Annotated in this window: 20 protein-coding genes and 2 pseudogenes; 10 read left to right on the top strand and 12 right to left on the bottom strand. The window is 58.5% G+C overall.

Annotated elements, in window-relative coordinates; genetic code table 11:
• The 4 genes from eda to AC1DZP_RS33835 form a co-directional block, all read left to right on the top strand.
• Nucleotides 1–638 (top strand): bifunctional 4-hydroxy-2-oxoglutarate aldolase/2-dehydro-3-deoxy-phosphogluconate aldolase (gene eda, locus AC1DZP_RS33850; protein WP_477308459.1); only part of this gene is annotated, 638 nt, incomplete at its 5' end.
• Between the two features lie 574 nt (nt 639–1212).
• Nucleotides 1213–1995: an ATP-binding cassette domain-containing protein gene (locus AC1DZP_RS33845; protein WP_477308457.1), complete on the top strand. Its 783-nt coding sequence runs from the start codon at nt 1213–1215 to the stop codon at nt 1993–1995.
• Nucleotides 1996–1997: 2 nt separating this feature from the next.
• Nucleotides 1998–3038: a sugar ABC transporter substrate-binding protein gene (locus tag AC1DZP_RS33840; RefSeq protein WP_477308455.1), complete on the top strand. Its 1041-nt coding sequence runs from the start codon at nt 1998–2000 to the stop codon at nt 3036–3038.
• Between the two features lie 67 nt (nt 3039–3105).
• Complete coding sequence (locus AC1DZP_RS33835; RefSeq protein WP_477308453.1) at nt 3106–4128, top strand: ABC transporter permease; 1023 nt, start codon at nt 3106–3108, stop codon at nt 4126–4128.
• A gap of 218 nt (nt 4129–4346) precedes the next feature.
• Here the strand turns inward: AC1DZP_RS33835 and AC1DZP_RS33830 are convergent, their stop codons facing one another.
• The 5 genes and pseudogenes from AC1DZP_RS33830 to AC1DZP_RS33810 form a co-directional block, all read right to left on the bottom strand.
• Nucleotides 4347–4760, bottom strand: a complete 414-nt coding sequence (locus tag AC1DZP_RS33830) for a hypothetical protein (protein ID WP_477308451.1) — start codon at nt 4758–4760, stop codon at nt 4347–4349.
• A 70-nt stretch (nt 4761–4830) separates the two neighbouring features.
• The gene (locus tag AC1DZP_RS33825) at nt 4831–6399 is read right to left on the bottom strand and encodes an acetolactate synthase large subunit (RefSeq protein WP_477308449.1); all 1569 of its coding nucleotides are present in this window, start codon (nt 6397–6399) and stop codon (nt 4831–4833) included.
• A 149-nt stretch (nt 6400–6548) separates the two neighbouring features.
• Nucleotides 6549–7985, bottom strand: coding sequence for an NAD-dependent succinate-semialdehyde dehydrogenase (locus AC1DZP_RS33820; protein WP_436260269.1), 1437 nt, complete (start codon nt 7983–7985; stop codon nt 6549–6551).
• Nucleotides 7986–8062: 77 nt separating this feature from the next.
• Nucleotides 8063–8365: pseudogene (locus tag AC1DZP_RS33815) on the bottom strand (3-oxoadipyl-CoA thiolase); the annotation flags it as partial.
• On the bottom strand, nt 8287–9543 hold the full coding sequence (locus tag AC1DZP_RS33810) for a CaiB/BaiF CoA transferase family protein (protein WP_477308448.1): 1257 nt from the start codon (nt 9541–9543) through the stop codon (nt 8287–8289). The pseudogene AC1DZP_RS33815 and the gene AC1DZP_RS33810, both read right to left, overlap by 79 nt.
• 312 nt (nt 9544–9855) lie before the next feature.
• On the opposite strand from AC1DZP_RS33810, the gene AC1DZP_RS33805 reads away from it, so the two are divergent.
• The gene (locus AC1DZP_RS33805; RefSeq protein WP_436260267.1) at nt 9856–10659 is read left to right on the top strand and encodes an IclR family transcriptional regulator; all 804 of its coding nucleotides are present in this window, start codon (nt 9856–9858) and stop codon (nt 10657–10659) included.
• Between the two features lie 92 nt (nt 10660–10751).
• Here the strand turns inward: AC1DZP_RS33805 and AC1DZP_RS33800 are convergent.
• Nucleotides 10752–10988: pseudogene (locus AC1DZP_RS33800) on the bottom strand (alanine racemase C-terminal domain-containing protein); the annotation flags it as partial.
• A 512-nt stretch (nt 10989–11500) separates the two neighbouring features.
• Here AC1DZP_RS33800 and AC1DZP_RS33795 point away from each other — a divergent pair.
• From AC1DZP_RS33795 to AC1DZP_RS33775, 5 genes are all read left to right on the top strand, one after another.
• On the top strand, nt 11501–13588 hold the full coding sequence (locus AC1DZP_RS33795) for a 3-hydroxyacyl-CoA dehydrogenase NAD-binding domain-containing protein (RefSeq protein WP_477308446.1): 2088 nt from the start codon (nt 11501–11503) through the stop codon (nt 13586–13588).
• Between the two features lie 5 nt (nt 13589–13593).
• A complete protein-coding gene (locus AC1DZP_RS33790; protein ID WP_477308444.1) occupies nt 13594–14790 on the top strand; it encodes an acyl-CoA dehydrogenase family protein in 1197 nt (398 codons plus the stop codon).
• 1 nt (nt 14791) lies between these two features.
• Nucleotides 14792–15925, top strand: coding sequence for an acyl-CoA dehydrogenase family protein (locus tag AC1DZP_RS33785; protein WP_477308442.1), 1134 nt, complete (start codon nt 14792–14794; stop codon nt 15923–15925).
• A 570-nt stretch (nt 15926–16495) separates the two neighbouring features.
• Nucleotides 16496–17728, top strand: a complete 1233-nt coding sequence (locus tag AC1DZP_RS33780) for an aminotransferase class III-fold pyridoxal phosphate-dependent enzyme (protein WP_477308440.1) — start codon at nt 16496–16498, stop codon at nt 17726–17728.
• Nucleotides 17729–18295: 567 nt separating this feature from the next.
• The gene (locus AC1DZP_RS33775; protein WP_477237736.1) at nt 18296–19258 is read left to right on the top strand and encodes a cyclase family protein; all 963 of its coding nucleotides are present in this window, start codon (nt 18296–18298) and stop codon (nt 19256–19258) included.
• Between the two features lie 174 nt (nt 19259–19432).
• Here AC1DZP_RS33775 and AC1DZP_RS33770 read toward each other — a convergent pair whose 3' ends face one another.
• The 6 genes from AC1DZP_RS33770 to AC1DZP_RS33745 all read right to left on the bottom strand — a co-directional run bounded on the left by AC1DZP_RS33770 (nt 19433) and on the right by AC1DZP_RS33745 (nt 24829).
• Complete coding sequence (locus tag AC1DZP_RS33770; RefSeq protein ID WP_477308438.1) at nt 19433–20170, bottom strand: GntR family transcriptional regulator; 738 nt, start codon at nt 20168–20170, stop codon at nt 19433–19435.
• 320 nt (nt 20171–20490) lie between these two features.
• Entirely contained in the window at nt 20491–21618 is a 1128-nt protein-coding gene (locus AC1DZP_RS33765; protein WP_436260260.1) for a mandelate racemase/muconate lactonizing enzyme family protein, read from the bottom strand.
• 100 nt (nt 21619–21718) lie between these two features.
• The gene (locus AC1DZP_RS33760; protein ID WP_477308436.1) at nt 21719–22633 is read right to left on the bottom strand and encodes an SMP-30/gluconolactonase/LRE family protein; all 915 of its coding nucleotides are present in this window, start codon (nt 22631–22633) and stop codon (nt 21719–21721) included.
• 15 nt (nt 22634–22648) lie between these two features.
• Nucleotides 22649–23107 (bottom strand): RidA family protein, encoded by a 459-nt coding sequence (locus AC1DZP_RS33755; RefSeq protein WP_477237742.1) that lies wholly within the window; start codon nt 23105–23107, stop codon nt 22649–22651.
• Between the two features lie 127 nt (nt 23108–23234).
• The gene (locus AC1DZP_RS33750) at nt 23235–23927 is read right to left on the bottom strand and encodes a GntR family transcriptional regulator (protein WP_477237744.1); all 693 of its coding nucleotides are present in this window, start codon (nt 23925–23927) and stop codon (nt 23235–23237) included.
• A gap of 89 nt (nt 23928–24016) precedes the next feature.
• Nucleotides 24017–24829: an SDR family NAD(P)-dependent oxidoreductase gene (locus AC1DZP_RS33745; protein ID WP_477308434.1), complete on the bottom strand. Its 813-nt coding sequence runs from the start codon at nt 24827–24829 to the stop codon at nt 24017–24019.
• Nucleotides 24830–25095 lie beyond the last annotated feature (266 nt).

The following is a 25095-nucleotide window of genomic DNA, read 5'->3' as shown; positions in this document are numbered from 1 at the left end:
CATCGCCACGACGTTTCGATGAGCTGCTAAGCAAAACGTCGCGGCTGATCGCCATTCTCCATGTCGAACAGCTTAGTCATGCCGTTCCCCTCCTCGACGCTCTCGAAGAGGCGGGCATCAAGACCATCGAGGTGACACTCAGAAGCCCATGTGCGCTCGCGGTCATCGAAACGATGGCGGCGCGCGCGAAGGAAGCCGTCGTAGGAGCAGGGACATTGACGCGGCCGGAGCAATTTGCAGCGGCGCGTGATGCAGGAGCGCGCTTTTTTGTCAGCCCTGCGTTTTCGCCCTCACTTGCCAACGCCGCAGATGAGGTCGGGCTCCCGTTCTTGCCGGGCGCTACAACCCCGACTGAAGTGCTTGTGGCACGGGAGCATGGCTACTCCGAGCTAAAATGCTTCCCATCGGATCTCAACGGCGGCTTGCGATGGCTTCAGCACCTCGCCCCCTTGTTCCCCGATGTCAGCTTTTGCCCGACGGGCGGAATCTCAAACGAAACAATTCGCGAGGTTCTCAGCCAGCCGAATGTCTTTGCCGCGGGCGGCATGTACATGGCGCCTAAACAATTGATTGAAGCCTCGGATTGGGCCGCGGTCAAAGCCGTGGCTGAAGAAGCCGTGCGAGCTGCCGCGCGCTGAAGAAGAGCACCTCTCCGAAGGCCCTGGCGGGGAACAGCATGGCCTAGCTCTCCTTACAATCGACAGGCCGAGTCCAGACGAAATCACGGCAATCCGGTGACGCCGTGATTATGCCCAGTTGCGTTCCCAACGCTTCGATGAGCCGTGCACGACTGGGCGGAAATCTGGCCTGCTTCCGACGCGGTTTTAAGTTAGGATCGCCTGATTTCCACGAACCCGATAGTTCCGGCAGTCTGGCCTCAAGTGCCTGCGCTGAGGATCGTGTCGTGGACGTCATCGATATGGTCGGTCCGAAACGCTAACGTGATATATCATGCGCTCTGTGGGCAATCGGCACCTCGTTTGTTGTAAAGTCCGGGCTCGAAGAGTCGAGACTCCCTTATGTCGACGCCCTTCACCCCGAATCCGCAGCATAGCAGCAGCAGGCCGAGTAGCCGTCCGTGGTCGGGGATTGAGTTGGCAAGGACCGCTTTAAGGCTCAGCGCAAAGAATGGTGGCGATTTTTCTCTTGCCATTGAGCCAAAACTTAAAGATGATATATCATCTTGCAAAACGCTGACAACGAGATTGGCCCATGGATCGAGAATTGTTGCGGCTTCAGGGAATTTCGAAGACCTTTGGGGCTGTAACCGCCATCGAGCACGTTGATCTTTCCGTGCGCAGGGGAGAGGTCGTTGCGCTGCTGGGCGACAATGGCGCCGGCAAATCCACCTTGGTGAAAATTATTTCGGGTGGCTTGCGGCCGACAAGCGGCCGCTACCTGTTCGATGGTGCGGATAGGCACCTGAATTCCCCGCAGGACGCGAAGCAACTCGGCATTGAAACGGTCTATCAAGACCTTTCCATCTGCATGAACGTCGACGTTGTCGCGAACTTCTTCATGGGTCGTGAAATCGTCCGCCGTGTTCTCGGCATTCCGATCCTTCAGGAAGCGGAGATGCGTCAGGTCACCGAGAGTGTCCTCCGGCAGGCCGGCACGCGGATTCCCTCGGTCAAGATGAATGCGGAACACCTATCCGGGGGTCAGCGACAGGCCATCGAACTCAACCGTTTTGTCCATTGGGGCGGCAAGCTTGTCGTTCTTGATGAGCCGTTCGCCGCCCTTGGCGTCGAACAGGTTCGGCGCAGCCTCGACACAATCCGCGATGTCCGTAGCAAGGGCATCGCAGTCATCATCGTCACCCACAACATGTCTCATGCATTCGAAATCGCGGACCGCATGGTGGTCATGCGGCAGGGATCGGTCGTGGGCGACGTGAACACCGTCGATACCTCGCCTGAGGAAATCGTCCGGATCATAACCGGGACAAAGCCAAAGCAAGTTCCCATAACTGACAATATTAACCGGGAGGAGTGAACATGCTGAAATCCGCCGTGTCTATACTGATGTCTGTATTATTTTTGATACTTGCACCGGTATTCGCCACAGCTCAGGACAAGGGCGAGATATACTATCTTATCCCTGACTCGGGAGGCCCCTTCTATCCAGAGTCAGCCAAGGTGATGGCGCATTTCCTTGACCAGATCGGTTACAAGGTGACGACGCTCGATGCCACCAATAAATCTGACGTACAACTGAACCAGATTGACAACGTCATCAATCTAAAGCCGAAAGCCATGGTGATTGCCGCCGTGGACTTCGACGCAGTGGTTCCCGGCGTCGAGCGCGCACAGGCGGCGGGAATCCCGGTCATTGCGTTCGACCGGCCCATTACCTCCGCCAAACTCGCGCTCACCTCCGTCGCTGGCACGATCGAGATTGGCCATGACGCCGCCAAGCAGACCATTCGCCTGCTGACAGAGCGCAAAGGGGCGGTGAAAGGCAAGGTCCTGCAAATCACCGGCGATCCCGGGGATTCCTATTCGGTCAGCGTCAAGGGTGCCTTCGACGAAATCATGGCTGCCTATCCCGATGTGAAGATAGAAACCAAGGCGGCCATGCAGTGGGAGCCGACCAACGCTGCCAACATCGCGCAAGACTACCTGCAGACAAATCCTGATGTCGATCTCATCTTCTATCACTCGGGATACCTGGCTTCGGCGGTCGTTGCCGTATTGCAGGCGGCCGGCAAGAAGCCAGGCGACATCCTGATGCTCGACGCCGACGGCGACATCGGCGGCCTGGCTCAGATACGCGCCGGGTGGCAGCAGGTTGCCGTGGGAGCGCCGATGTTCGCACAGGCCTATGGGGTAGCCATGTTCCTCGACAAGATCATCCGGGGCGAGCCACTCAAGGCGGGCGAATACGAAGTCTTGGGGCTCAAGTCTGTGCTAACGGACGAGGCATGGGGTCCGAACCTGAAAATACCGGGCGCCTTGGTAACCAAAGAAAATGTCGACGATCCGCTCCATTGGGCAAATCTGAAGTTGCCGCCGCAAAAAGTCGAACCGGTGAAGTGACTGCGACTGCCGGTGGCCCTCGACCGGGGCCACCGGGTTGCGCCCATACGAAGATCAGAGGAATAAAATGGACACTGCCAAGACACTGGAGGCATTCCCGCCAAGGGTGCGCAACCATCGTTTACTCGAGGTCGTCCTGCAGCACGCCGTCTGGCTGATCTTGCTCGCCCTGTTGGCGGCGTTCTGTCTGTTGATTCCAGGATATGCACAGACGGGCATTTTCCTCAATATTTTGGAGCAATCCACCTTCGTTGGCATATTGGCCGTCGGTCTGTCGATCGCCATCATCGCAGGACAAATGGATCTATCCATCGAATCCACCATGGCGCTTTCCGCCATGCTAACAGCAGCGATAGGCGCCGCGTCCGGAACTGAAGGTTTCTTTGGTCTGCCCTGGCTCGTTGTTCCCGCAACGCTTGTGATGGCGCTCGTGCTTGGCGCGTGTATTGGCCTCTTCAATTCCATGATCGTGCTCAAATTCGGGATCAACGCATTCATTGCGACTTTGGCCACCTACATCTTTCTTCGCGGATCGGTCGTTGCGTTCAGCGGCGGCAGGGGAATCTTCGGAATGCCGGCGGAACTGCGTCTGATCGCAACGGCTCATTTGCTCGGAATTCCCGCGCTGGCCTGGATCACCATCGGCATCTTCCTGGTCTTTACCTTCATTCTCTCCAAAACACCGTTCGGCAGATATGTGTATCTCTACGGCGGCAATGCGGTAGCGCCGTTCCGGGCAGGCATCAACACGGGGCGCATCGCCGTTTGGAGTTTTGTGATCTGCGGGATGCTTGCTGCCTTTGCCGGTTGGCTGCTTGCTGCTCGGTCCGCCGGGGCCACTGCAAATCTCGGCATCGGCATKCTGTTCGAGGCCTTCGCCGCGGTTGTCATTGGCGGCGTCAGCCTCAAGGGAGGGGTTGGGCGTTTGTCGGGCGTCTTTGCCGGTGTCCTGCTGCTGAGTTCCATCCGAACAGCAATCAATCTTCTCGGCATGCCGCCGCAGTACACGCAAATGATCCAGGGCGCTCTTGTCCTGGCGGCGGTGCTGCTCGACTCTGTCAAGGTTTCCATCCGAGCCAGGTATCTGTAGCCTTTCACCATGCTGAGCCACAATTTCGCACCAAGTGGTGTCGCGCGGCCAGCAGTTCGCAGGGCAGGCGGGCCTGTTGCGAGGCCCTTGTAACGGAACCTTGCCGGATGCTTAACTCTCAGAGATGTATTATGGCATAAGCTCGTCCAGAAAGACGAAGAGCTTCTGGTTCATGTGCTGATAGTTATTCGCCTCAGTCCGTCCGCCTGCTAGACGAATCAATAATCAGCGGCAGCATCGAAGTGCTGCTGGGGACTGCGGCCTTCCAAGCATTTTAGCGACGCGCTCAAGGGTAAGATGGCCGAGATCGCGGCAAGCTCCCGGATGGCATCGATAAAGCAAATGCTGCCATCAGCAACCCGGGACTGTTTTGACGCAGCCACCCATGATTCTTCAGCCTGCATTCGGGCACGTTGCGAAGAGCATGGTCGAGGTTTCAAGAACACCTCGCCAAGCGCCATTGCAGGCAATTCCAACGGAAAACCACCCGCCTGTAGGATTCCTGGCTTGACGTCCACCTGCATTTTGGAATGGCTACGACACGGGTTTAGTTCGCTCCATGTGTTCAGGATGGCAGTCGCGAGCTTGCCGTCGCGAGTGCGATGGCTCAAAGTTCGCATATCGTCGGGCAAGAACCATCGCGCGCTACGGAAAGTGGTCGGGTCCCGTTTGGCCACATAGCATCGTCCGCTTGGCTACAGGTCAGATTGCTAGTTCGATCAGAAAGGGAGCTTGGCTCGCGAAGCTTTGTCTCATCAGGTCGGCGCAGCCTTCCAGCGTGTCGGTCCAGGCTGCCTCGACACCCATGCCGTTGGCGATTTTCACCCAATCGAGTTCCGGGTTCGTCAAATCCAGCATGCTCATCGCCGTCGGACCAGGGCTTGCGCCAACTCCCGCGTATTCATTGATCAATATTTTGTATTTGCGATTTGCAAGTATAACAGTAGTCACCGGAAGACGCTCGCGTGCTTGCGTCCACAACGACTGCAATGAGTACATCGCCGAACCGTCCGCTTGCAGACCGATAACACGCCGTCGGCCTCCCGCGCCGATCGCGGCGCCCGTCGCGACAGGCAGGCCGTCGCCAATTGCCCCTCCCGTCAAATGCAGCCAGTCATGCTGTGGCGCTGCAAACGTATGCTCGTAGAATCCGCGACCGAAGGAGACGCTTTCGTCGGAAACGATAGCATTCTCGGGCATGATCGCGGCCAAGGTGCGGGCAAGGCCTTCGGGAGTTGGTGCGCCAACGATCGGGTCGGGGCGCGGGCCCGCGTCCGGGATCGCGGCTTTTGGGGCGTTCAGGGTTTCCGCTAGGTCGGTAAGGGCGGTGGCAGGATCCTGATCGGGCCGCGACAAGACGTGGAAAAGTGTTTCTGGGTTGTGATGGATCGATGGCTGTCCCGGATAACCGAAGAAGCCCACAGGTGGGCGGGCGCCTACCAGAATGATGTGACTGTACCGCCACAATGCCTTTTGCGCCGGTGCCTGAGCGTAGGGGACTCGATTGAGCGGAACACGACCACGTCCCCGCGACATGCGCGCGCAGACGTATTCTCCCATCATTTCGGCTCCGGTGGCCTGCACAAGCCGCCAGCTGGCTTCTTGCGCCCCGACCAGCATGGCTCGGCCGCCAAGCAGGATCAGCGTCGTTTCGCCATGCTCGCGCAATATTCGGGCCGCAGTGCCGATGGCATGTGGATCAGGCGCGGTTGGAGCGAGATCTGGCAGCGATGAAGCCGCTACGCCACCTTGGTCCCACGATGCGTCCGACGGGAGAATTAGCGTAGCGACGCCACCCCCCGCGCGGCGGGCGACTTGCATGGCACAGGCTGCGTCACGGCCGACGTCGGCCGAACGGGTCGTCGTCCTCACCCAGTCTGAACTGAACCGAGCCAGGCCTTCGGTATCGGTCGTTAGTGGTGCGTCAAAGGGACGGTGCCATGTCGCTTGATCGCCGATGATATTAACGATGCCGCTGCGAGCACGGCGAGCATTATGCAGATTGGCCAGGCCGTTCGCGAGACCCGGTCCACAATGCAGCAGGCTGGTCGCCGGGCGGTCAGCTATCCGATAAAAGCCGTCCGCCATCCCGGTCACGATGTTTTCCTGCAGGCCGAGAACGCAGCGAATCCCGGGAATCTGGTCGAGCGCTGCGACAAAGTGCATCTCGCTGGTTCCAGGGTTGGCGAAGCAGGTATCGATTCCACCCGCAACCAGCGTGTGGACGAGACTTTGCGCGCCATTCATCTGTGGTCTTTCAGGGACGGTCATCTGGCTTCTCCCGATCGCGTCTATTCGGCTGCGCGTGGTCAAGGCTCGCCAACCGCCGGAAGTGCGATAGGCGAGCCGTCTCTAGCTCTGCCACTTCAGAGCCGGCCGTTCAACCGAAAATGGAATTAATTTCCATAATGTTCCCGCAGCTATCCTTTGCGGCTGATGAAGCGCGTTTCCAGATAGGCCTCGATCGCTTCCGACCCGCCTTCCGTACCGTAGCCCGAATCCCTGACACCGCCGAACGGCACTTCGGGAAGAGCAAGGCCGAGGTGATTGATTGCGGTCATGCCAGATTGAATTTCGTTGCCCAGACGCGTCGCCAGTGCGGTATCACGGGTAAAGGCATATGCTGCCAATCCGAAAGGAAGGCGGTTGCTCTCCGTGATGGCTTCGTCGATCGTCGAAAAGCGATTGATTATTGCCACCGGGCCGAACGGTTCTTCGTTCATGATCTGCGCGGAGACCGGCACATCTGAAATGACGGTTGGTTCGTAGAAACAGCCCTGGTTCCCGATCCGCCTGCCACCCGTCATCAGTTTGGCGCCCTTCTTGACCGCGTCGGCCACCAGCCCGTCTATCGTTGCGACACGCTTCTCGTTGATCAGCGGACCCATCTCCGTTGTGCTTTCAAAGCCGTTTCCAGTCTTGATCGATTTTGAGGCGGCGGTGAAACGCTGGGTGAACTCCTCAGCCAGCGTCTCGTGGACGAGAAACCGGGTGGGGGAAACGCATACCTGCCCAGCATTCCTGAACTTGAACGGCACCATCGTGGAAACAGCGAGGTCAAGATCGGCATCGGCCGCCACCACAACCGGAGCGTGACCGCCAAGCTCCATGGTGGCGCGCTTCATGTGCAGTCCAGCAAGCGCTGCAAGCTCCTTGCCAACTGGAGTCGACCCGGTGAAGCTTATCTTGCGAATGACAGGATGGGGTATCAGATAGCGCGAGATCTCGGGTGAGCGTCCGTTCACAAGGTTGACGACGCCAGCAGGAAAGCCGGCGTCTGCAAAGGCACGAACGAGACCCGCCGGGCTTGCAGGTGTCTCCACGGGCGCCTTGATGATGATGGAGCACCCTGCAGCCACGGCGGCCGAGAGTTTGCGAACAATCTGGTTGATAGGAAAGTTCCAGGGCGTGAACGCTGCCACCGGCCCGACGGGCAGCTTGATTGTTATCTGCAGCACGTCGCTCGCGCGCGCCGGGATGACCTGGCCATAGGTACGTTGGGCCTCGCCCGCAAACCAGTCGATGATGTCTGCCCCGGCCAATGTTTCAAGCCGCGACTGTGCCAGGGGTTTGCCCTGCTCCAGGGTCATCCAATGTGAAATCTCGTCCACTTGCTGGCGCAGCAGGTCCGCGGCGCGACGCATGAGCTTGGCGCGCTCGAACGGTGAAGTCCGGCTCCAAATCTTGAACCCCTCGTCGGCCGCGGCCAGCGCATCGTCCAAATCATTTTGCGAGGCATTGGCGACGCGACCAATTTCCTGCCCACTGGATGGATCGGTCACCGGGATCCAACGCTCCTCTTCTGCGGGCCGCCATGATCCGTTGATGTAAAGGTTTACGTCGGGATAGTTGCTCATATCGACTTTCCTCGTGATGCGTGACGTCCAGGCGGGATCAATGGGGCGCGCATATTCCGGCTCAGGGCCTTTCCATGAATGAGAGCGATCCCCTGACCGACTCCAATGCACATTGTGCAAAGCGCAAAGCGACCATTTCGGCGCTTCAGTTCGTGGGCGACTGTGAGCGCCAGTCGAGCGCCCGAAGCCCCAAGAGGGTGGCCCACCGCGATGGCGCCTCCATTGGGATTCACGTGCGGCGCGTCGTCTGGCAGGCCAAGAGCGCGAAGAACCGCAAGCCCCTGTGCGGCGAAGGCACGGCTCATTGCGCAGCGCCCTCCGACGCCTGGGCCTGTAGTGCCGCTGCGCCGTGGCAATAGACGACGCCAGTTCGAAGCAGGTGGTCTATCTGGCTATCGTCATAGCCAAGGACAATCTCAAGAACGGCGCGGGTATCCTCGCCAAGCAGGGGGGGAGCCTTCTGCACGCGGTTTTTCTGGCCAGCGAGGCCATGGGCCGGACTGATCAAGCGGATAGTACCGAGTTCGGGATGCTTCAAGGACTGAATAATCCCCCTTTCGATCACCGTGGGCGTTGCCAGGGCCTGGGAGACCGTATGCACGCGACCCGCTGGCACAGACGCACTGCGACAGGCATCGAGCCAGTGTTCAACCGAATTTTTGCAAAGCGCCTCTCCAAGGGCTGCCAAGAGGTCTTCGCGGTTCAGCGCACGTTGATGCGCCGTGACGAAGCGTGGATTTTCGGCCAGATCCGGTCGGTCGATGACCTGGATGCAGAAATCCTTGAACATCCGGTCGTTGCCCACTGCCAGCGCAAAGAAGCCGTCCAAGCATTCAAACAACTGGTAAGGCACCACGCTAGGATGAGCATTGCCATATCGGAACCCATCCACGCCGGCGTTTAAGTAGCCTGTTCCGACGTTGATCAGCATGTTCAACGTGCTCTCGATCAGGGCTATGTCGATAAACTGGCCTTTGCCCGTATCGCGTCGCTGATAGAGCGCCGCCAAGACCGATTGTGTAGCAACCATGCCCGCGACGACATCCGTGAAAGCCACCCCCAGCCGATTGGGCGGTCCATCGGCCGCGCCAGTGATCGACATCAGTCCGCTTTCTGCCTGCATAATGAAATCATAACCGGGACGATCGCTTTCCGGTCCGCTCTGGCCGTAGCCCGAGATCGAGCAGAAAACGAGGGCCGGATTAATGTCGCGAAGCGTTTCATAGCTTAGGCCCAACCGCTTCATCGTTCCTGCACGGAAATTTTCCACCACGACGTCAGCTTTGCTGGCCAGCTTCAAGATGATTTCACGCCCTTGCGGCGATTTCAGATCGACAGCCACACTTTGCTTGCCGCGGTTGGCGCAGAGATAATAGGTACTCACCCCCATGTAGTTTGGAACTGACCATGCCCGTGTGTCGTCGCCCCCGGCCACACTCTCGATCTTCCAGACTTCGGCACCCAGATCGCCGAGTGACATCGTCAGCCAGGGACCGGCCAACACCCGCGYCAAATCCAGCACCTTGATTCCGTCCAGCGGCAGCTCTGTCTTCTCCATTGCTGGTCTCCTCGAGATGTCCGCCGCAAACGGGTTTCGGTTGCGACCCCTCTGTCCCGGCGACGCAGTCGAGCTGATCGCCCGTCCTACCTGTCTGATTCCGATCGATCCCGACTGCAAACTGGGTCGAGATGTCGGAAGCAAGCAGTTCGGCCGTTTGATGATGTGGCTCGTCTGTAGTGCCCGGCGGCAGGGTGCGATTTTGCGTTACTAATGCCATCTGGTACCTTGCGCGTCAACTGAATGGAATTAAATTCCATTGTATTCGACCCAATTGCGGCTAAAGTTGCCGCGGAACCTCAGGAGGTGACGATGAGAAAGCGTTCCAAATCAGCGGAGGATGCCAATGGCGGGGAAGAAGGCGTCGCCGCCGGTTCGCTCCTGCGAGGTTTGGAAATCTTGCGGGCTTTCAAGGCGAGCGAGTCGACATTGGGCAACCAGGATTTGATCGAACGCACCGGGCTTCCGAAAGCCACCGTGTCGCGCTTGACCTATGCTCTGGCGAGCAGTGGTTACCTCATCTACAACGAATCCCTGGGCCGTTACTCCATCGGCCCCTCAACCATCTCGCTTGGCTATTCAGCGATGAGCTCTATCCCGGTCGTACGCATGGTCCAGCCTTTGTTGCAGGGGCTGGCTGACAAAACGGGCGTCGCAGCAGCGCTCGGCGCCCGTAGTGGACTCGAGATGATCTATTTGGCCAACTGCCGTGCGTTCGGGCCGGTGACGCTGCAACTTAATGTGGGCTCACAGTTACCGATCTGGCGCACCGCGATGGGCTTGGCCTATTTGGCGGAGATGATACCGCAAGCGCGCGAGGAATTGCTTGCCCAACTGATCGCGCGGGAGCCCGCCAATGCGAACGCGATCCGAGATAGTGTCGAGGAGGCGATCCAGAGCTACAGAACGCGCGGCTTCGTCTGTTCATTTGGGACTTGGTACAGCTACATCAACGCCATCGGAGTTGCTTTCCGGCCGACCGACGGATCGCCGCTCGTTGCTCTCACATGTGGGGGCATTTCCGATATCGTCTCGCGTGACGATTGTCTGACCACCGTGGGTGATGCATTGCTGAGGACGAAGCAGCAATTACAGGATCTGCTGGAGAACGCTTAAGCGTCGGGGTGACTGCCCTTGTTTCCGGTCGGGTCGCTGAATCGACGCCCAAATGGATACGGCGACATGCGCGGCCAAGTGCGATGAGTGCCTCATGTTCGCTCGTACCAGCCTGCTCGGCAAATCGGCGATAGGAATACTCGGGCGACGATTCCGACAACGGTACCCTCGTCAACGAAGCCCAGACTGGTGAGATCGACTGCGGTCAGGTCCATGGAGGCGCGGCCCACCACAGGCGCGATCTGTCGGCCGAAAGCGACAAGACCCCGGTTGCTGTTTGCCCATTGATAGCCTCTGGCATAGCCGATCGCGACAAGCGCGATTTGGCGTGCCGCCGGCGCTCGTCAGGTTGAAGAATGGCCGACGGAGTCGCCCCTGTTCAGATCGCGAACCTTTACGACGCTCGCCAGCAGTGTCGCAGGCTCATCGAGCGGATTCTGACGGTTCGGGGAGCGGATTGATGCCAAAGGTGGATTTGCCGCGTAATATCGCTGTGGAATTCGCGACCGAGTTAACTGCCGCAAGAATTGGCAATTGACAGCGGTGCGGTCGGAAGGGCGTGGCAGGCTTCGGCCAGCCTTCACCGACAATCGGCAGAGTTCGAGATCCACGTCGTCAGGCAACACGAAATGGGTCATTTCCGCCTGCACACCTGTGCCGCAGAGCAGATCTCGCGTCGGTGCGAGTTGCTGCCGAGAGGGCTGTCTGCCTGGTTCGGTGGGGCCGCTTTTATCAGTGGCGCCAACGAATGGCACCGCGCTCTCAGTCCGCCCGAAGGACACTGGTCAGCGCGAAGAAAATTCGATATATGGAATTAAATTCCGATTTCTGGACGCGACCAATGGATCCACTGGTAAGCTATGAGCGAGAGGGGCGGATAGCCGTCATCACCATCCGCAACGGGGCCGCCAACGCCTTGGGCCATGAAGTCAGATCAATGCTGTGGCGCGCGATAGACCGCTTTAGCGAGGATGCGAACGTCGGCATTGCGCTCGTCATAGGCGCCGGACGCATGTTCGTTGGTGGCGCTGACATTAACGAGTTTGGGAAGCCGCCCCTAAAGCCGCTGCTTCCCGATCTGGTAAATCACGTAGAAAGCTCTGCCAAACCGATTGTGGCGGCGATGCACGCAGTCAGTCTCGGTGGAGGGCTTGAGCTTGCCCTTGGCTGCCACTATCGGCTGGCCATGCAGAGCACTAAACTGGGCTTGCCCGAGGTTACTCTCGGCCTGTTGCCAGGTGCAGGCGGCACGCAGCGCGTGACACGCCTTGCCGGAGTGGCAAAGGCGCTCGATTTTATCGTTCCGGGAGCTCCCATTTCAGAGACGGCAGCGCTCGAACTCGGGCTCATAGACAGGATTGGCGATGGCGATGTGCGCGTGGCAGGGCTCGCTTTCGCAAATGACCTTCTGAAGGCTGGAAAGGGCCCGCGCCGCGTAAGCGAAATGCCTGCACCCGCGGCCGATCCCGACGCAATATCCGGTGCCCGGACGAAGCTTCAGAAGACTGCCGGGGGCCTGGTCGCGCCCTTCTTTGTCGTAGATGCCATTGAAGCGGCCACGCGTCCCTTCAAAGAAGGTCTGGCCGAGGAACGCCGTTTGTTCATGGCGCTGATGCAAACGCCGCAAAGGGCAGGCCTCATCCATGCATTCTTCCTTGAGCGCAAGGTCTCCCGCCTAACGGCGCTGAACGGCGTCAACCCACGAAATGTGGCGCGGGTAGGTGTGATCGGCGGTGGCACGATGGGAGCGGGGATTGCGACAGCAGCCTTGCTGGCCGGCTATGACGTTTGCCTTGTCGAGCGTGACGACCCGGCCGCGGCGCGGGCGCGCGCAACGATCGAGGGCTACCTGACGGCCGCCGTTGGACGCGGCAAGCTGTCGGAAGCGGAACGCACGACGATCTTGTCTGGGAGCTTGGCATGCGTGACCGAATACGCCGTGCTCTCCCAGGCCGATCTCGTCATAGAGGCGGTCTTCGAATCCATGGATGTGWAGAAGGACGTATTTGCGCAGCTGGACGCGGTGATGAAGCCGGGGGCAATTCTGGCGACCAACACTTCTTATCTCGATGTCAACGAGATCGCCTCGATCACTCGCCGCCCTGGCGATGTGGTTGGCCTCCACTTCTTCTCGCCGGCACATGTAATGAAGCTTCTGGAGGTGATTGTCGCAGATGCAACCAAGCCCGATGTGGTTGCGACGACCTTTGCCGTGGGCAAGAAGCTGGGCAAGGTTTGCGTACGGTCCGGCGTGTGCGACGGCTTTATCGGCAACCGCATCTTGGCGCGTGTTCGGGGCGCCGCCGACAGGATGGTGCTGGCGGGCGCAAGCCCGTATCAGGTCGACCGGGCAATGCTGGACTTCGGCTTGGCAATGGGACCCTTTGCCGTCGCCGATCTGGCCGGCCTCGACATCGGTTTTCTGACCCGACAGCGCAAGGCCTCGACGCGGGATCCTCGCGACGTTGTGCCGGAATGGGCGGATGAACTTTATCACATGGGGCGGCTCGGCCAGAAGGCAGGTCGTGGCTACTACATCTACGCCGAACGCGGTCGTCCTGGTGTGCCAGATCACGACGTAGATGACATGATCGCGCGTTATCGCGCCAAAGAAGGCATCATAGCGCGCAACTTCACCGACGCCGAAATCCAGCGCCGCTACATGGCTGCGATGGTGAATGAAGCCGCCCGTGTAATCGACGAGAAAATCGCAGCTCGACCGCTCGATGTCGATGCAGTGCTCCTGTTCGGTTACGGGTTCCCACGTTATCGCGGCGGACCGATGCACTGGGCGGATGCCGCTGGCCTTCCGAACCTTCTCGCGGACATCCGAGGCTGGGCCCAAGACGATCCGTTCTTCTGGGCTCCCGCTCCACTGCTTGAGCGTCTGGTGGCCGATAACGCCATTTTTGCCACTTTGAACGGATAAGAACCATGGATCTGGCCTATACCGCGCAAGAGCTCGCATTTCGCGAAGAGGTCCGACTTTTCCTTGACCGGGAGCTCCCGAAAAGAATCGCGGCCAAAGTCGCATCCGGCCAGCGTCTCACCAAAAACGACCACGAGACATGGCATGCGGCTTTGAACCGGCGAGGTTGGCTCGCGACGAGTTGGCCGAAGGAATATGGCGGCCCCGGTTGGGATGCAGTTCAGCGCCATATATTCGAAGAGGAAGCATCGCGCTCTCATGCTCCGCGAATCTTGCCCTTCGGCCTCAGCATGCTGGGACCGGTCCTGCAGAATTTTGGCACACAGCAGCAGAAGGACTATTGGCTCCCGCGCATTCTGAATGGCGAGGACTGGTGGTGCCAAGGCTACTCGGAGCCCGGTGCCGGGTCCGACCTGGCAAGCGTCAAGACCTCCGCGGCGCGCGACGGCGATCACTATGTCGTCAATGGCCAGAAGACCTGGACGACCCTTGCCCAGCACGCAAACATGATCTTCTGCCTTGTCCGGACGTCAAAGGAGGGCAAGCCACAAGAAGGGATTTCGTTTCTGCTCGTCGACATGCGAGCACCCGGCGTCAGCGTCCGTCCGATAGTGCTGATGGACGGCGAGGCGGAAGTAAATGAAGTCTGGTTCGACAATGTCCGTGTGCCAGCCGAGAACCTCGTGGGAGAGGAGAACATGGGCTGGACCTATGCGAAGTATCTATTGACCCATGAGCGCACGAATCTTGCCGGGGTGGGCATGGCTCGCGCGGCTCTCGCCAATCTCAAGCGCGTCGCCGCAACTGAGCCGGATGGCCACCGCAAGCTGATTGACAACCCTCTCTTTGCGGCCCGGATCGCGCAAGTCGAGATCGATTTGATGGCGATGGCAACCACGAACCTAAGGGTAGTTGCCAAAGCAGCCGCCGGGCAGGCCCCGGGGGCCGAAAGTTCGATGCTCAAGGTCAAGGGCACGATCATCCGCCAGGAGTTGAACAAGCTTACCCGCCAGGCCGCTGGTCCCAATGCAATCCCCTTCATCTCCGAATTGCTTGACGAGGGTTCCAACGCGGCCTCGATCGGTCCGGCCTACGCGATGGCTGCCACACAGAGCTACTTCAACAACAGGAAGCTCTCCATCTACGGCGGTTCCAACGAGGTTCAGCGGCAGATTATCGCCAAAGCCATTCTGGAGCTATGATATGAACTTCGATCTCACTGGAGAACGCCAGATGCTGCAGGACAGCCTGCGGCGGTTTTTGCGTGGATTTGTCACGCAGGAAATCCTTTTTCAGGCGACGGAGAGTCCACAAGGGCACTCCAAGGAGCTCTGGGACGGACTGGTCGAGATGGGTGTCCCGGGCGCCCTTTTTGCTGACCAAGTCGGCGGATTCGGCGGGTCAGGCTTCGACCTGTCTGTCGTCTTCGAGGAACTCGGTCGCGCCGGTGTCTTCGAACCCTTGATGGAAGCTGGCATCCTCGCCGGCGGCCTCATCGCATCGCTTGCGACCGCTGACCAGCTTGCGCTGGTCGGGGAGATCATTTCGGGCCGCATTGTCACTCTGGCTCACACAGAGCAAGGCGGCCGTTACGATCTTGCTCACGTTGAGACACGCGCCACCAGGCAGGATGGACGTTGGGTGCTTTCTGGCGGCAAGTCCCTGGTTGTGGCCGCACCGGCGGCGAGCCTCGCGGTAGTCAGCGCGCGAGTCTCGGGAGAAGCCGACGAGCGAAAAGGCATTACCCTTTTCGTGATCCCGCTGGATTCGGATGGACTTGCCTTGCGATCTTATCCGCTCAATGGCGGCGGTCGCGCCGCGGAATTGAGCCTGGATGGTGTGGCGGTTCCCGATAGCCAGCGCTTGGGCGAAGTGGGCGGTGCTTTTGACGCCATCGAGGCTGTGCATGCCCGCGCTGTGGCCGCCCAATGTGCTGAAGCCGTGGGGCTTATGGAGAGCATCAAGCATCTTACGGTGGAGTACCTGCGAACCCGCAAGCAGTTCGGCCAGCCAATTGGGAAATTCCAGGCCCTTCAGCATCGCATGGCCGACATGCTAATCGAAATCGAGCAGGCCCGCTCGGCCGCCATCAACGTGTGCGGACATCTGGACGCACCGCGTGGCGAGCGCGAACTGCAAGTGAGTGCCGCAAAAAATCTTATTGGCCGGGTATCACGCATCGTGGTCGAGGAGGCAATCCAGATGCACGGCGGAATTGGCATTACCATGGAATACGCGCTTGGCCATCTCGCGAAGCGGCTCACCATGATCGAACACCGCTTCGGCGACGCTGATTTCCACCTGGAGCGATTTATCGCCCTGTCGACGGCTGCGTAGGGCTAGCACGCGTTCTGCGCTTGAAGGTGACGACAGCCGACGGCGGTCTCTTTGCACAATCAAAAACAGAAGACTTGCGCGTCGCGCGATGCGGGCGTCCGGCAGTCTATGCCGGTATGCAGCACGGTCTCCCTCAAAGACAATGTGTGTGGTGACCTTGCCACGTGCTGGCAGGCAGGCGAGGGAACCTAGCACGGCCACATCTGCGGCAGCTCCCAAATGTCATCCCCTGCTGATCAGTTGCGGACGCGGCGCTTTTCGTCCTCTATGGCGCGCTCGATGGCCCTGCTGCCTGAATCAAACTGGAGAGATTGATTGACGGCCAACGCCAACATGATATATCATATTGCTGGTTTTCAAAACAGTCCACGCGCTGTTTCGAAGCTTCCTAAATCGTTTGCCTCCCAAGGCGATGATGTGCTCCGCGGCCGCCGTTTCTGTGGGTCGCGGAGCAGGCAAAAATCAGCCATGGCGCTCAACGGCAGCGAGCCGCCGCTTGGTGGATAAATCTATACCCGAGGGGCGGCACTCTTGGTAGGCGCAGCGCGCCGGACTGGAACAGGGACGAAGATGCCTGAAGTCATTCAATCAGCAGACAAACTCCTACGCGAAAGAGCGCTGCGGGTTATTCCCGGTGGCATGTGGGGTCACTTAAACGCGGCCAAGCTGCCGGCTGGATATCCGCAGTTCTTCAAGAAGGGCGAGGGCTCCGCACTCTGGGACGTCAACGGCCGACGCTATGTGGACTTCATGTGCGCCTGGGGGCCGAATTATTTGGGCTATCGCCAACCGGAGGTCGAGGCCGCGGCAGCACGGCAGGCGGCCAGTGGCGATTGCCTGAACGGTCCGACAGATGCGCTGGTTGATCTCGCGGAACTTTTTACCAGTATGATTGCTGCCGCTGATTGGGTGCAGTTCCAGAAGAACGGGACGGATGCGACTACGACGTGCCTGACCATCGCTCGCGCATCGACCGGCAGGCGCAAGGTGTTGGTTGCCCAGGGCGCTTATCATGGCGCAGTGCCTTGGTGCTCGCCCTCTGTCCTTGGTGTCACCGCGGAGGACCGAGTTCATTTGGGCACCTATGAATTCAACAACGTCTCGAGCCTGCGAAGCGCGGCGGAAGCGGCCAAGGGCGATCTGGCAGCCATCCTGGTTTCGGCGTTCCGCCACGATTTCGGCAAGGATCAGGCGATGGCGACCCCAGAATTCGCGCGCGCGATGCGCGAAATCTGCGATCGCAACGGCGCCGCGCTTATCATCGACGAGGTGAGGGCTGGCCTGCGCCTCGATCTGGCCGGCAGTTGGGAAGCAATTGGGGTCCGCCCTGACCTCTCGGCATGGAGCAAGGCGATTGCAAATGGTTATCCACTGGCGGCGGTAACAGGGGCGGATTGGCTTCGCGAAGCCGCGTCGCGCATCTTCGTGACGGGATCGTTCTGGTGCGGGTCAGTCGCAATGGCGGCCGCAGTGGCCACGCTCCAGATAGCCCGCCGGGACAACGTGGTGCAGCATCTGATCCGCCTCGGGAACAAACTCCGCGACGGATTGAATGCTCGTGCAGCCAAGGCTGGCATGGTCTTGCGACAAACTGGTCCCGTCCAGATGCCACTCATCTTGTTTGACGAAGACCACGACGGCAGCAAAGGTGAACTGTTCTGCAGTACATTATTGACGCACGGCGTTTATGTCCATCCCAAACACAACATGTTTCTGTGTGCTGCCCACACTGACGCCGATATTGAAGCGACCCTGTTTGCCGCCGAAATCGGCTTCGCGGCGGTGGCTGATCGTCTTCAATGAGGTAAGCCCGTGGTGACGGCTCAATGATTTTTTTGAGACCTCGACCCCGGCGATTCCGAATGCGCCGCACAATGAAAAGTTATCGGAAGCGACGGCGGGAAATTTGGCAATGAATCGCAAATTGCACTCTTAGTCGCGCAATTCACGATATGTAATGCGCCCCGCTTGCATACGGTTTTGGCAACATGATGAACGAACGCGACGACAGAGCGCGATACGACAACGTTGGAGCCTAAGGGTACAGAAGCGCATGGCTGTCGATTGTGGCGCGCGATCGATTACAGCCTGCTGGTATTCTCGGGGTTGGTAGGGTGTTCTTTGATGAGGTCGCGGGAACTGGCGTGTTGCTTGGCTCGGCCGTCATCGGCACTGGAGGAGCCCTTCTCGCCATGGTCAAAACTCCGGCAGATCAGTCGGCCCGACGCTGTCGTGATGTGTCAGGAGTTTCCGTTCAGAACGTGAGCCACGGAACTGAGACGAGATCGTCGGTTGGGCCGAGGGATCTCGTCCAGTGACGTTTCTCGGCGGATGAAGCCTGATGATTGATAGGATTCGTTGGAGGAAAAAGTGTCAAATTTCGAAACCCGCATCCCCTACGACCAGCTTGGCCTCGAGGGCAGCGTGCCCGCAGGGTCATCCTGGAACGTCTATGGCCGCGATGACCAGCTTGGAAGTGTCGGTTTGTTGACGCCGGAGCGTGTCTTAAGCGGAGTTGCTCTGGTCTCGAAGGGGGCGGTCTTTTCTCTAAATTGGTCCCTTGATCTTCCCAACCCYGCACTCTTTGGCCGCCGAAACATGCAGCACACCATTAATTTCGATAGTTCCGGCACAGACGACATGTATGAGGGGTTCTTCCCCCAATGCTCCTCCCAGTGGGACAGTCTTTCGCATATCCGCCACCCTGTTCATGGGTTTTACCAAGGCTTTCAGGAACATGACATAACGGGGCTCCCGGGAACGCGGCTGGGTATCGAGAACTGGGCCACCCGAGGCATCGTCGGCCGGTTTGTGTTAGCGGACCTTGCTCGCTTTCGACAGGCGGTCGGACGGCCGATCCAACCGGGATATCCCGATCCTATAACGGTCGCTGAAATCGACGCCTGTCTTGCCAGGCAGAAATCCAAGCTGAATATAGGAGACATACTGCTCCTGCGGTTCGGCTGGATCCAGTGGTACGAAAGTGTCGATTCCGCAACGCGCGAGCAGATGGCAACCGACGATCAGTTCGCCGCCTGCGGACTTTCKCGGTCGGAAGAGACCGCACGTTGGATATGGAACAAGGGTGTAGCTGCTGTTGCCGGCGACAACCCTGCCTTGGAAGTTCAGCCCTTCGACCCAACAGATGCCGATGGCTTCCTACATTACCGGCTCATTCCGATGCTGGGCACCGCCATCGGGGAAATGTTCGCATTGGACGCCCTGGCCGCGGATTGCGAAGAAGACGGCCGCTATGAAGGAATGTTTGTTTCCGCACCGCTAAACAAGCTGGGCGGCTCCGGCTCGACAGCCAACGCGCTCGCGCTAAAATAGCAGAACGGGCGGAAAGGTATTTTCGAGTCAGGGCGTCTCAGGCGGCCCGCCGTGGTTACGTGCGCCATGTCATCAGGCGCACCGGGGTATCGCGAGGGCTCTGCCCAGATCGGATATCGGCACCTGCCCAACCGCTTCCGTGGAGCCGACGGGACTCGTTGCAGGCACGAGGCACTATTTTTCTTGCTGCCTACGCCTCGAGCCGGATTGTGACTTGAGCTTTTCCAAAATTCTGTATGAGCCATCGCGAAGATCGCGCACCACCAATTCACCGGCCTCGGTCGGTGACCGACGCTTCAAAGCGTCGATGATCAGATCGTGGGGGTGAACTTCGAAGGCAAGTGGCTTGGCATAGGGATATTGATTGTTCACGAACGGGCCAGCCAATAGCCACAGATTCTCGATCACCCGCACCAGGACCTGGTTGTTCGACTTACGGTATATCGCAAAGTGGAATGACTGGTTTGCCGCGAGAGCTGCCTTCCAATCCTCCGCGGCCTCCGCCGCCATGAATTCAGTCTGGTGCCTTTCCAGCAGCTCGATGTCTTGGCGTGTCATGTTGACAGTGCTGAGTTCGGACGCCAACCGCTCCAACGGAGCGCGCGTCTCGCGTATCTCAATATATCTGCCGATAGAGAGGATGGGAACGCGAGGCTGATGGCCTAGTTTGAGTTCCAGCGCGCCCTCCGCCACCAATTGCAGGACCGCTTCTCGGACGGGTGTCTGAGAGGTCTCGTAAGCGGTGGCGAGTTGCCGAATATTGAGCCGGCTTCCCGGTTCGTAGCGACCCGACATCAACGCAATGCGCAGCTGTGCATAAATTCGGTCGGCGAACGTGTTCCTGCTGATCCCAACCGACCCTACGGTCTCGAGCTCGTCGGCGGGCCCACTTGCCCTGATAGCGGTTGGCATTGATCGCTCCTCACTCCGGCGCGGCGAATCGATATAGCGCCCTCGGGCTGTATCAATAACAAAATATCCCGAAATGGGGCAGGCGTCACAGTCTGCGGAAGACCCGGGCCCAATACCAGTCCGGTTGAATAGGCAAGCCACAACGAAACTCCGAGCACGCCTCCGGTTGCCGGCAATTCCTCTGGGCTGGCCGCACGATGCTGCCGGAATTTCCCCAGCAGACCTCGCACGGCCGCCGGGGCAGCGTCTCCTGAGATCTGAATCCGGCTTCAAGTCGACATGCCGTCCGAAAAGCGCTTCACACTTTTCGGCATCGTGCTTTAGCGTTTTTGCTTGAGATAGGCTTCGGCAGCGCGGCCGACCGCATCTCGATTCAGTTCGAATCCGTATCCAGGCTTCTTCGACACCGGCAGAAATCCATTCACAGGCGTAAGATTCGGACTCTCGATTATGTCTTCCTCAAGCAACTGCCACATGATCTGGTTGGCATCGTCCAGATTGGGGACCGTTGAACCAACCTGATTAGCGATGCAGGTCGTGATGCCGGTTTCGAAAATTCCGTGGATATTGATTCTTACATTTGCCGCTTCGGCGATCGCTGCCGCTTTACGCCACCGCAGAGCGCCGCAAGTTTCGTGCAGTCCCAGGACAACCGACTCGACGGCGCGGGTGCTGCACATCGCATATACTTCTTCCGGCAGATACACACTTTGATCGGCAGACAGCGGCATCCCGACGTGGCGGAGCCGCAGAAGTGCATCTGCTCCTCCAATACCGGGAACTGGCTGCTCCATGATCTCAATATCGAACGCTTTGAGCTTTTCCATCATGCGCACAGCACGTAGCGTGTCCCACGCTTCGTTCGCGTCCAGGCGAAGGCGAACATCTGGAGCCACCTCCCGCACGGCCCGGACGATCTCCAAATCGAGCTTGTCGTCGCGCCCGACTTTCACATAGAGAACTGGATATCCCTGCTCAACCAACTGTTTCGCGTCATCGGCAAGCTGTTGCGGTGTATCCCCCTGAACGAAACCAAAATAGCCCACCTTGTCGTGCAGGGCTCCCCCTAGGATGTTGCATACCGGCTGCCCCAGGCCTTTGCCGATCGCATCCCACATTGCAAGCTCGATGCCCGACATGGTGCGTGAGAAGTATCGGTACTGACTGCCGGCTCCTCGGGCCTTGAACCCGGTCCGAAAGTAGTCCCAGATGAGCTTGTTGCCATCGTAGACCGATTTGCCGATGAAATGGGGTATCGCGTCCTGAAGGATGGCTAACATCGGCTCGATGGTGGGCCCTGCTCCAGACTCGGCAATGCCGACAACACCTTCGTCCGTCTCAACCTCGATAAGAATCACGGGCGAGCATAACGTTATGCCATCTGCCCAATGGTAATCCTGCTTGAACCTGCAATGCAGCGGGGTGGTACGAATGTTGGTGATTTTCATCTTTTCCTGCGGCTCCATGCCTGCTCGAAGAACGAGTCGGCTTCTTTTCTGCATGATATATCAAGACGAGCAAGCGTCGTCTCGGTGACGTACCTGGCTTTCAGGATTGATAGTTAAGCTTCAGGCCGGCTTCGTGCCAATTAAACGCGGCCAGTCTACCCTCGTGAGACAATGTTACATAACAGGTATGCATGTCCGAACCGCCAAAGCAGAGGTTCGTCACCATCAGATCGGGAATGGGGTGAACGACATGGCTCTTCAGATCTCCGGTAAATTCAAGGATCGCACACATGTCCAGCGCAGCAGCATAGACGGCTCCCGATTCTGCCACCGCCAAGCCGTCAAGCCGGGTTCGTCCACCAGGACCGGCAAAGAGTATTCCGCCGGCCGGGGAAGGCCATGGCTGCTTTCGCACCTCTCCTGGACCGATTACGGGATATGCCCATATTCGACCTGGGATAGTCTCGGCGACATAAAGTGTCTTTCCGTCAGGTGAGAGGGCGATGCCGTTGGGCGTGATCAGACCAGAGATGACCTCTTTAATTTCTGAACCGTCGCTTGCCGCCCAATAGACGAACCCAAGGTCCATCTCTCGAGGACGGCGTTTCCCCATATCCGTGAACCAGAAGCCTCCGTCTCCGTCGAATACAAGATCATTGGGGCCGCGCAACTGGTTGTCCGAGCAGCGATCGTAAAGACGGCGGACGGACCCGTTGGCAGGATTCACGACGTCAATGCTGCCGCCCGTATATCCGGAGCTCTGCAAGGCTGGTCGAAATCGTCCTTTTTGCTCTTCGACCCAGTCCATACCACCATTGTTGCAAATGAATATCTTGCCGTCTGGCCCAACAGCTGCCCCGTTTGGCCCGCCCGGAACCTTGGCGACTACCGCGATTTCCCCGTCCCGTGATACTCGGACAAGGGTTTGCTCGATAATGTCGACGACCATGACGGAGCCATCTGAAAACGCAATCGGGCCTTCGGGGAACGTAAGCTTGTCCGTGATGACACGCATGCCACTTACCCAAATCTATTTCACTACCCGGAGAACGGCTTCGATTTCGACACGGATGTTGCCGGGCAGGGATCCCATCCCGACCGCGGATCGAGCGTGTTGACCACGCTCGGCAAGAACCTCGACCAGCAACTGAGAGCAGCCTTCGATCACCACCCCATGATCGCGAAAGTCGGGAGCCGCGTTCACCATCCCGAAGACCTTCAAGAATTCGATGTCATCCAGTGAGCCGGTCACTGCTTGCGCGGACGTCAGCATATGCAACCCGCAGAGACGCGCTGCCTCTTTCCCGTCCTCTAGGGAGCAATCACCACCAACTTTCCCGGTGAGGTACGAGCCGTCGGGCAAACGAGGTACTTGTCCAGCCAGGAAGACGATATCCCCCGCCCTTCGAAAAGGCACATAGGTATACTTTGGCGCGCCCAAAGCAGGCAGCTCGATGCCCAATTCTTTTAGCCGTTCTGCGGATGACACGATAAATTCCTTTCAGCCAAGTTCCTTGATGTATTGGACGTATACGAGATTTCGCTCTAGTTCATATGATATATCCACGCGTTCACGACAAAGCTTCTCCCGCGATGTTTTCTTGGTTTCGGGTGGCCTACCGCGGGTCCCGTTTCAGCTTGTCGATGATCAGTGCAGAGCCTTTTTCCATCCCGCGCAGGACGATCTCGCCCGCCTCGGCAGAAGCGCGGCGCCGCAGCGCATCGATGAGCTCCAGGTGGGGGTGGTGTTCATCGTGGGGGTGAATTGCCGAAGGATACTGATTTATCAGAAAGGGACCCGTCTGGAGCCATAAATTCTCAATTGCCTTTACAAGAATTTCATTTCCCGAGGTAGCATAAACCAGGAAGTGAAATTCCGTGTTGAAGGAGAGGGCGACTTTCCAATGGCCTGCTTCTTCAGCCGCCAGGAATTTATCGTTCACCTGCGCCAATTTCGCCAGAACGTCGTTGGATATCCGGGGGGCCGCCAGTTCCGTTGCCAGACGCTCCAAAGGAGCTCGCACCTGACGTATCTTCAGGTATCGGTCCACCGAAAGAATCGGTACACGCAGTTCGTGTCCCGGCCGCAGCTCAAGTCCACCGTCCCTCACAAGTTGCATGACGGCTTCGCGCACCGGGGTAGGGGATGTGTCGAAGCTGATCGCCAGGCGCCTGATATTGAGCCGCTCACCAGGTTCGTAGGCACTTGTCATCAAGTTGGATTTGAGACTGTCATAGATCATCGCCGACAGGCTGTCGCGCGACAAACCCATGGAAGCCTGGTCTTCCGTTTCGTCGGCTAGGCTCATTTCATTCTCCAAGCCGCGTCCAGTGCGTTCCCATTGCTTACCCTTTCCTCGCTAACTTATCCCTGAGGCAGTCTACGTCCAAGGGACCGTCAGCTTATCGTCTTTGCCACACTTAGACGTTCCGTAAGGTTTTTCGCACCTATTTTTTCGTTTCTTTCGACCATCTCGAAAAGCTTTCGGGGACTTCCGCCTATCGACTTGACGAGGCGGCCACGAGAGGCAGGTATGCAGACTTCCTGTTTTTGGTTTTTGATGGCAGCCAGTACGATCTCGGCAACATCTTCCGGTTTCCATGATGGCACTGCGAAAGCCAGTGCTACCCCCGTCCTGGCCTCTTCCTCCAGCATGGGAGTTTCAGTCGAGCTTGGATGAACGATGGTGAAATTAATCGGCTCGTGCCGCTCTTCCATGGCCACCCCAAAATGAATTGCACGCAATGCATGTTTGGAGGCTGCATAGCTGGCAATGCCGGGGAAGGGGAGGAACGCGGTCATGCTGCAGATGGTCACAATGTGCCCTGATTGCTGCTGCCGGAAACGAGGAAGAACCGCCAGCATTCCGAGCATCGGCCCAATGACGTTGACCGTCATCGTCTGCTCATGCTTCGCCAGCGATACATCTTTTGTCAGCCCGGTGTGGACCACGGCCGCGTTGTTGACAAGAACGTCCAAGGCGCCAAATCGAGCATAGGCAGCGTCGACGACGCTTTCCCATTCTTGCGGCAAGCGGATATCAAGCTTCGCGGCCATGGCATTGTCACCCAATGCCTCAGCAACGCTCCGCGCCCCTGCCTCGTTGATATCTGCCACGACGACTTTATGACCTCGGTCGACTACCAACCTCGCGATCGCGGCGCCGATACCACTTGCTGCGCCTGTTACCAGAAATATCTTCGTGGCCATGGATTTTCTCATGCCTGACTGCCCTCCCTCTCAACAACAAAACGATCGCGCGCTGGCCGTCACCTGGCCCAGTTAGTGACTGATTTCTGAAGTGTGACCAGGAAATACCTCACCAGCTGCTTTCACGATCCAGCGCCAGAACAGCACGCTATGCAAATAGGTTCGAAACAGTCTGGTAAAGGATCTGTCCGGCGGGATTTTGGGCATGCGTCTTCAGGCAAATGACCTCGAGTTTAAATATGATATATCATGGTGGACGTCGGTGT

It is taken from the genome of Mesorhizobium sp. P2_F8, from assembly GCF_056403655.1.
The sequence above is the reverse complement of the archived record's forward strand: the minus strand, read 5'-3'. Positions and strand labels throughout refer to the sequence as shown.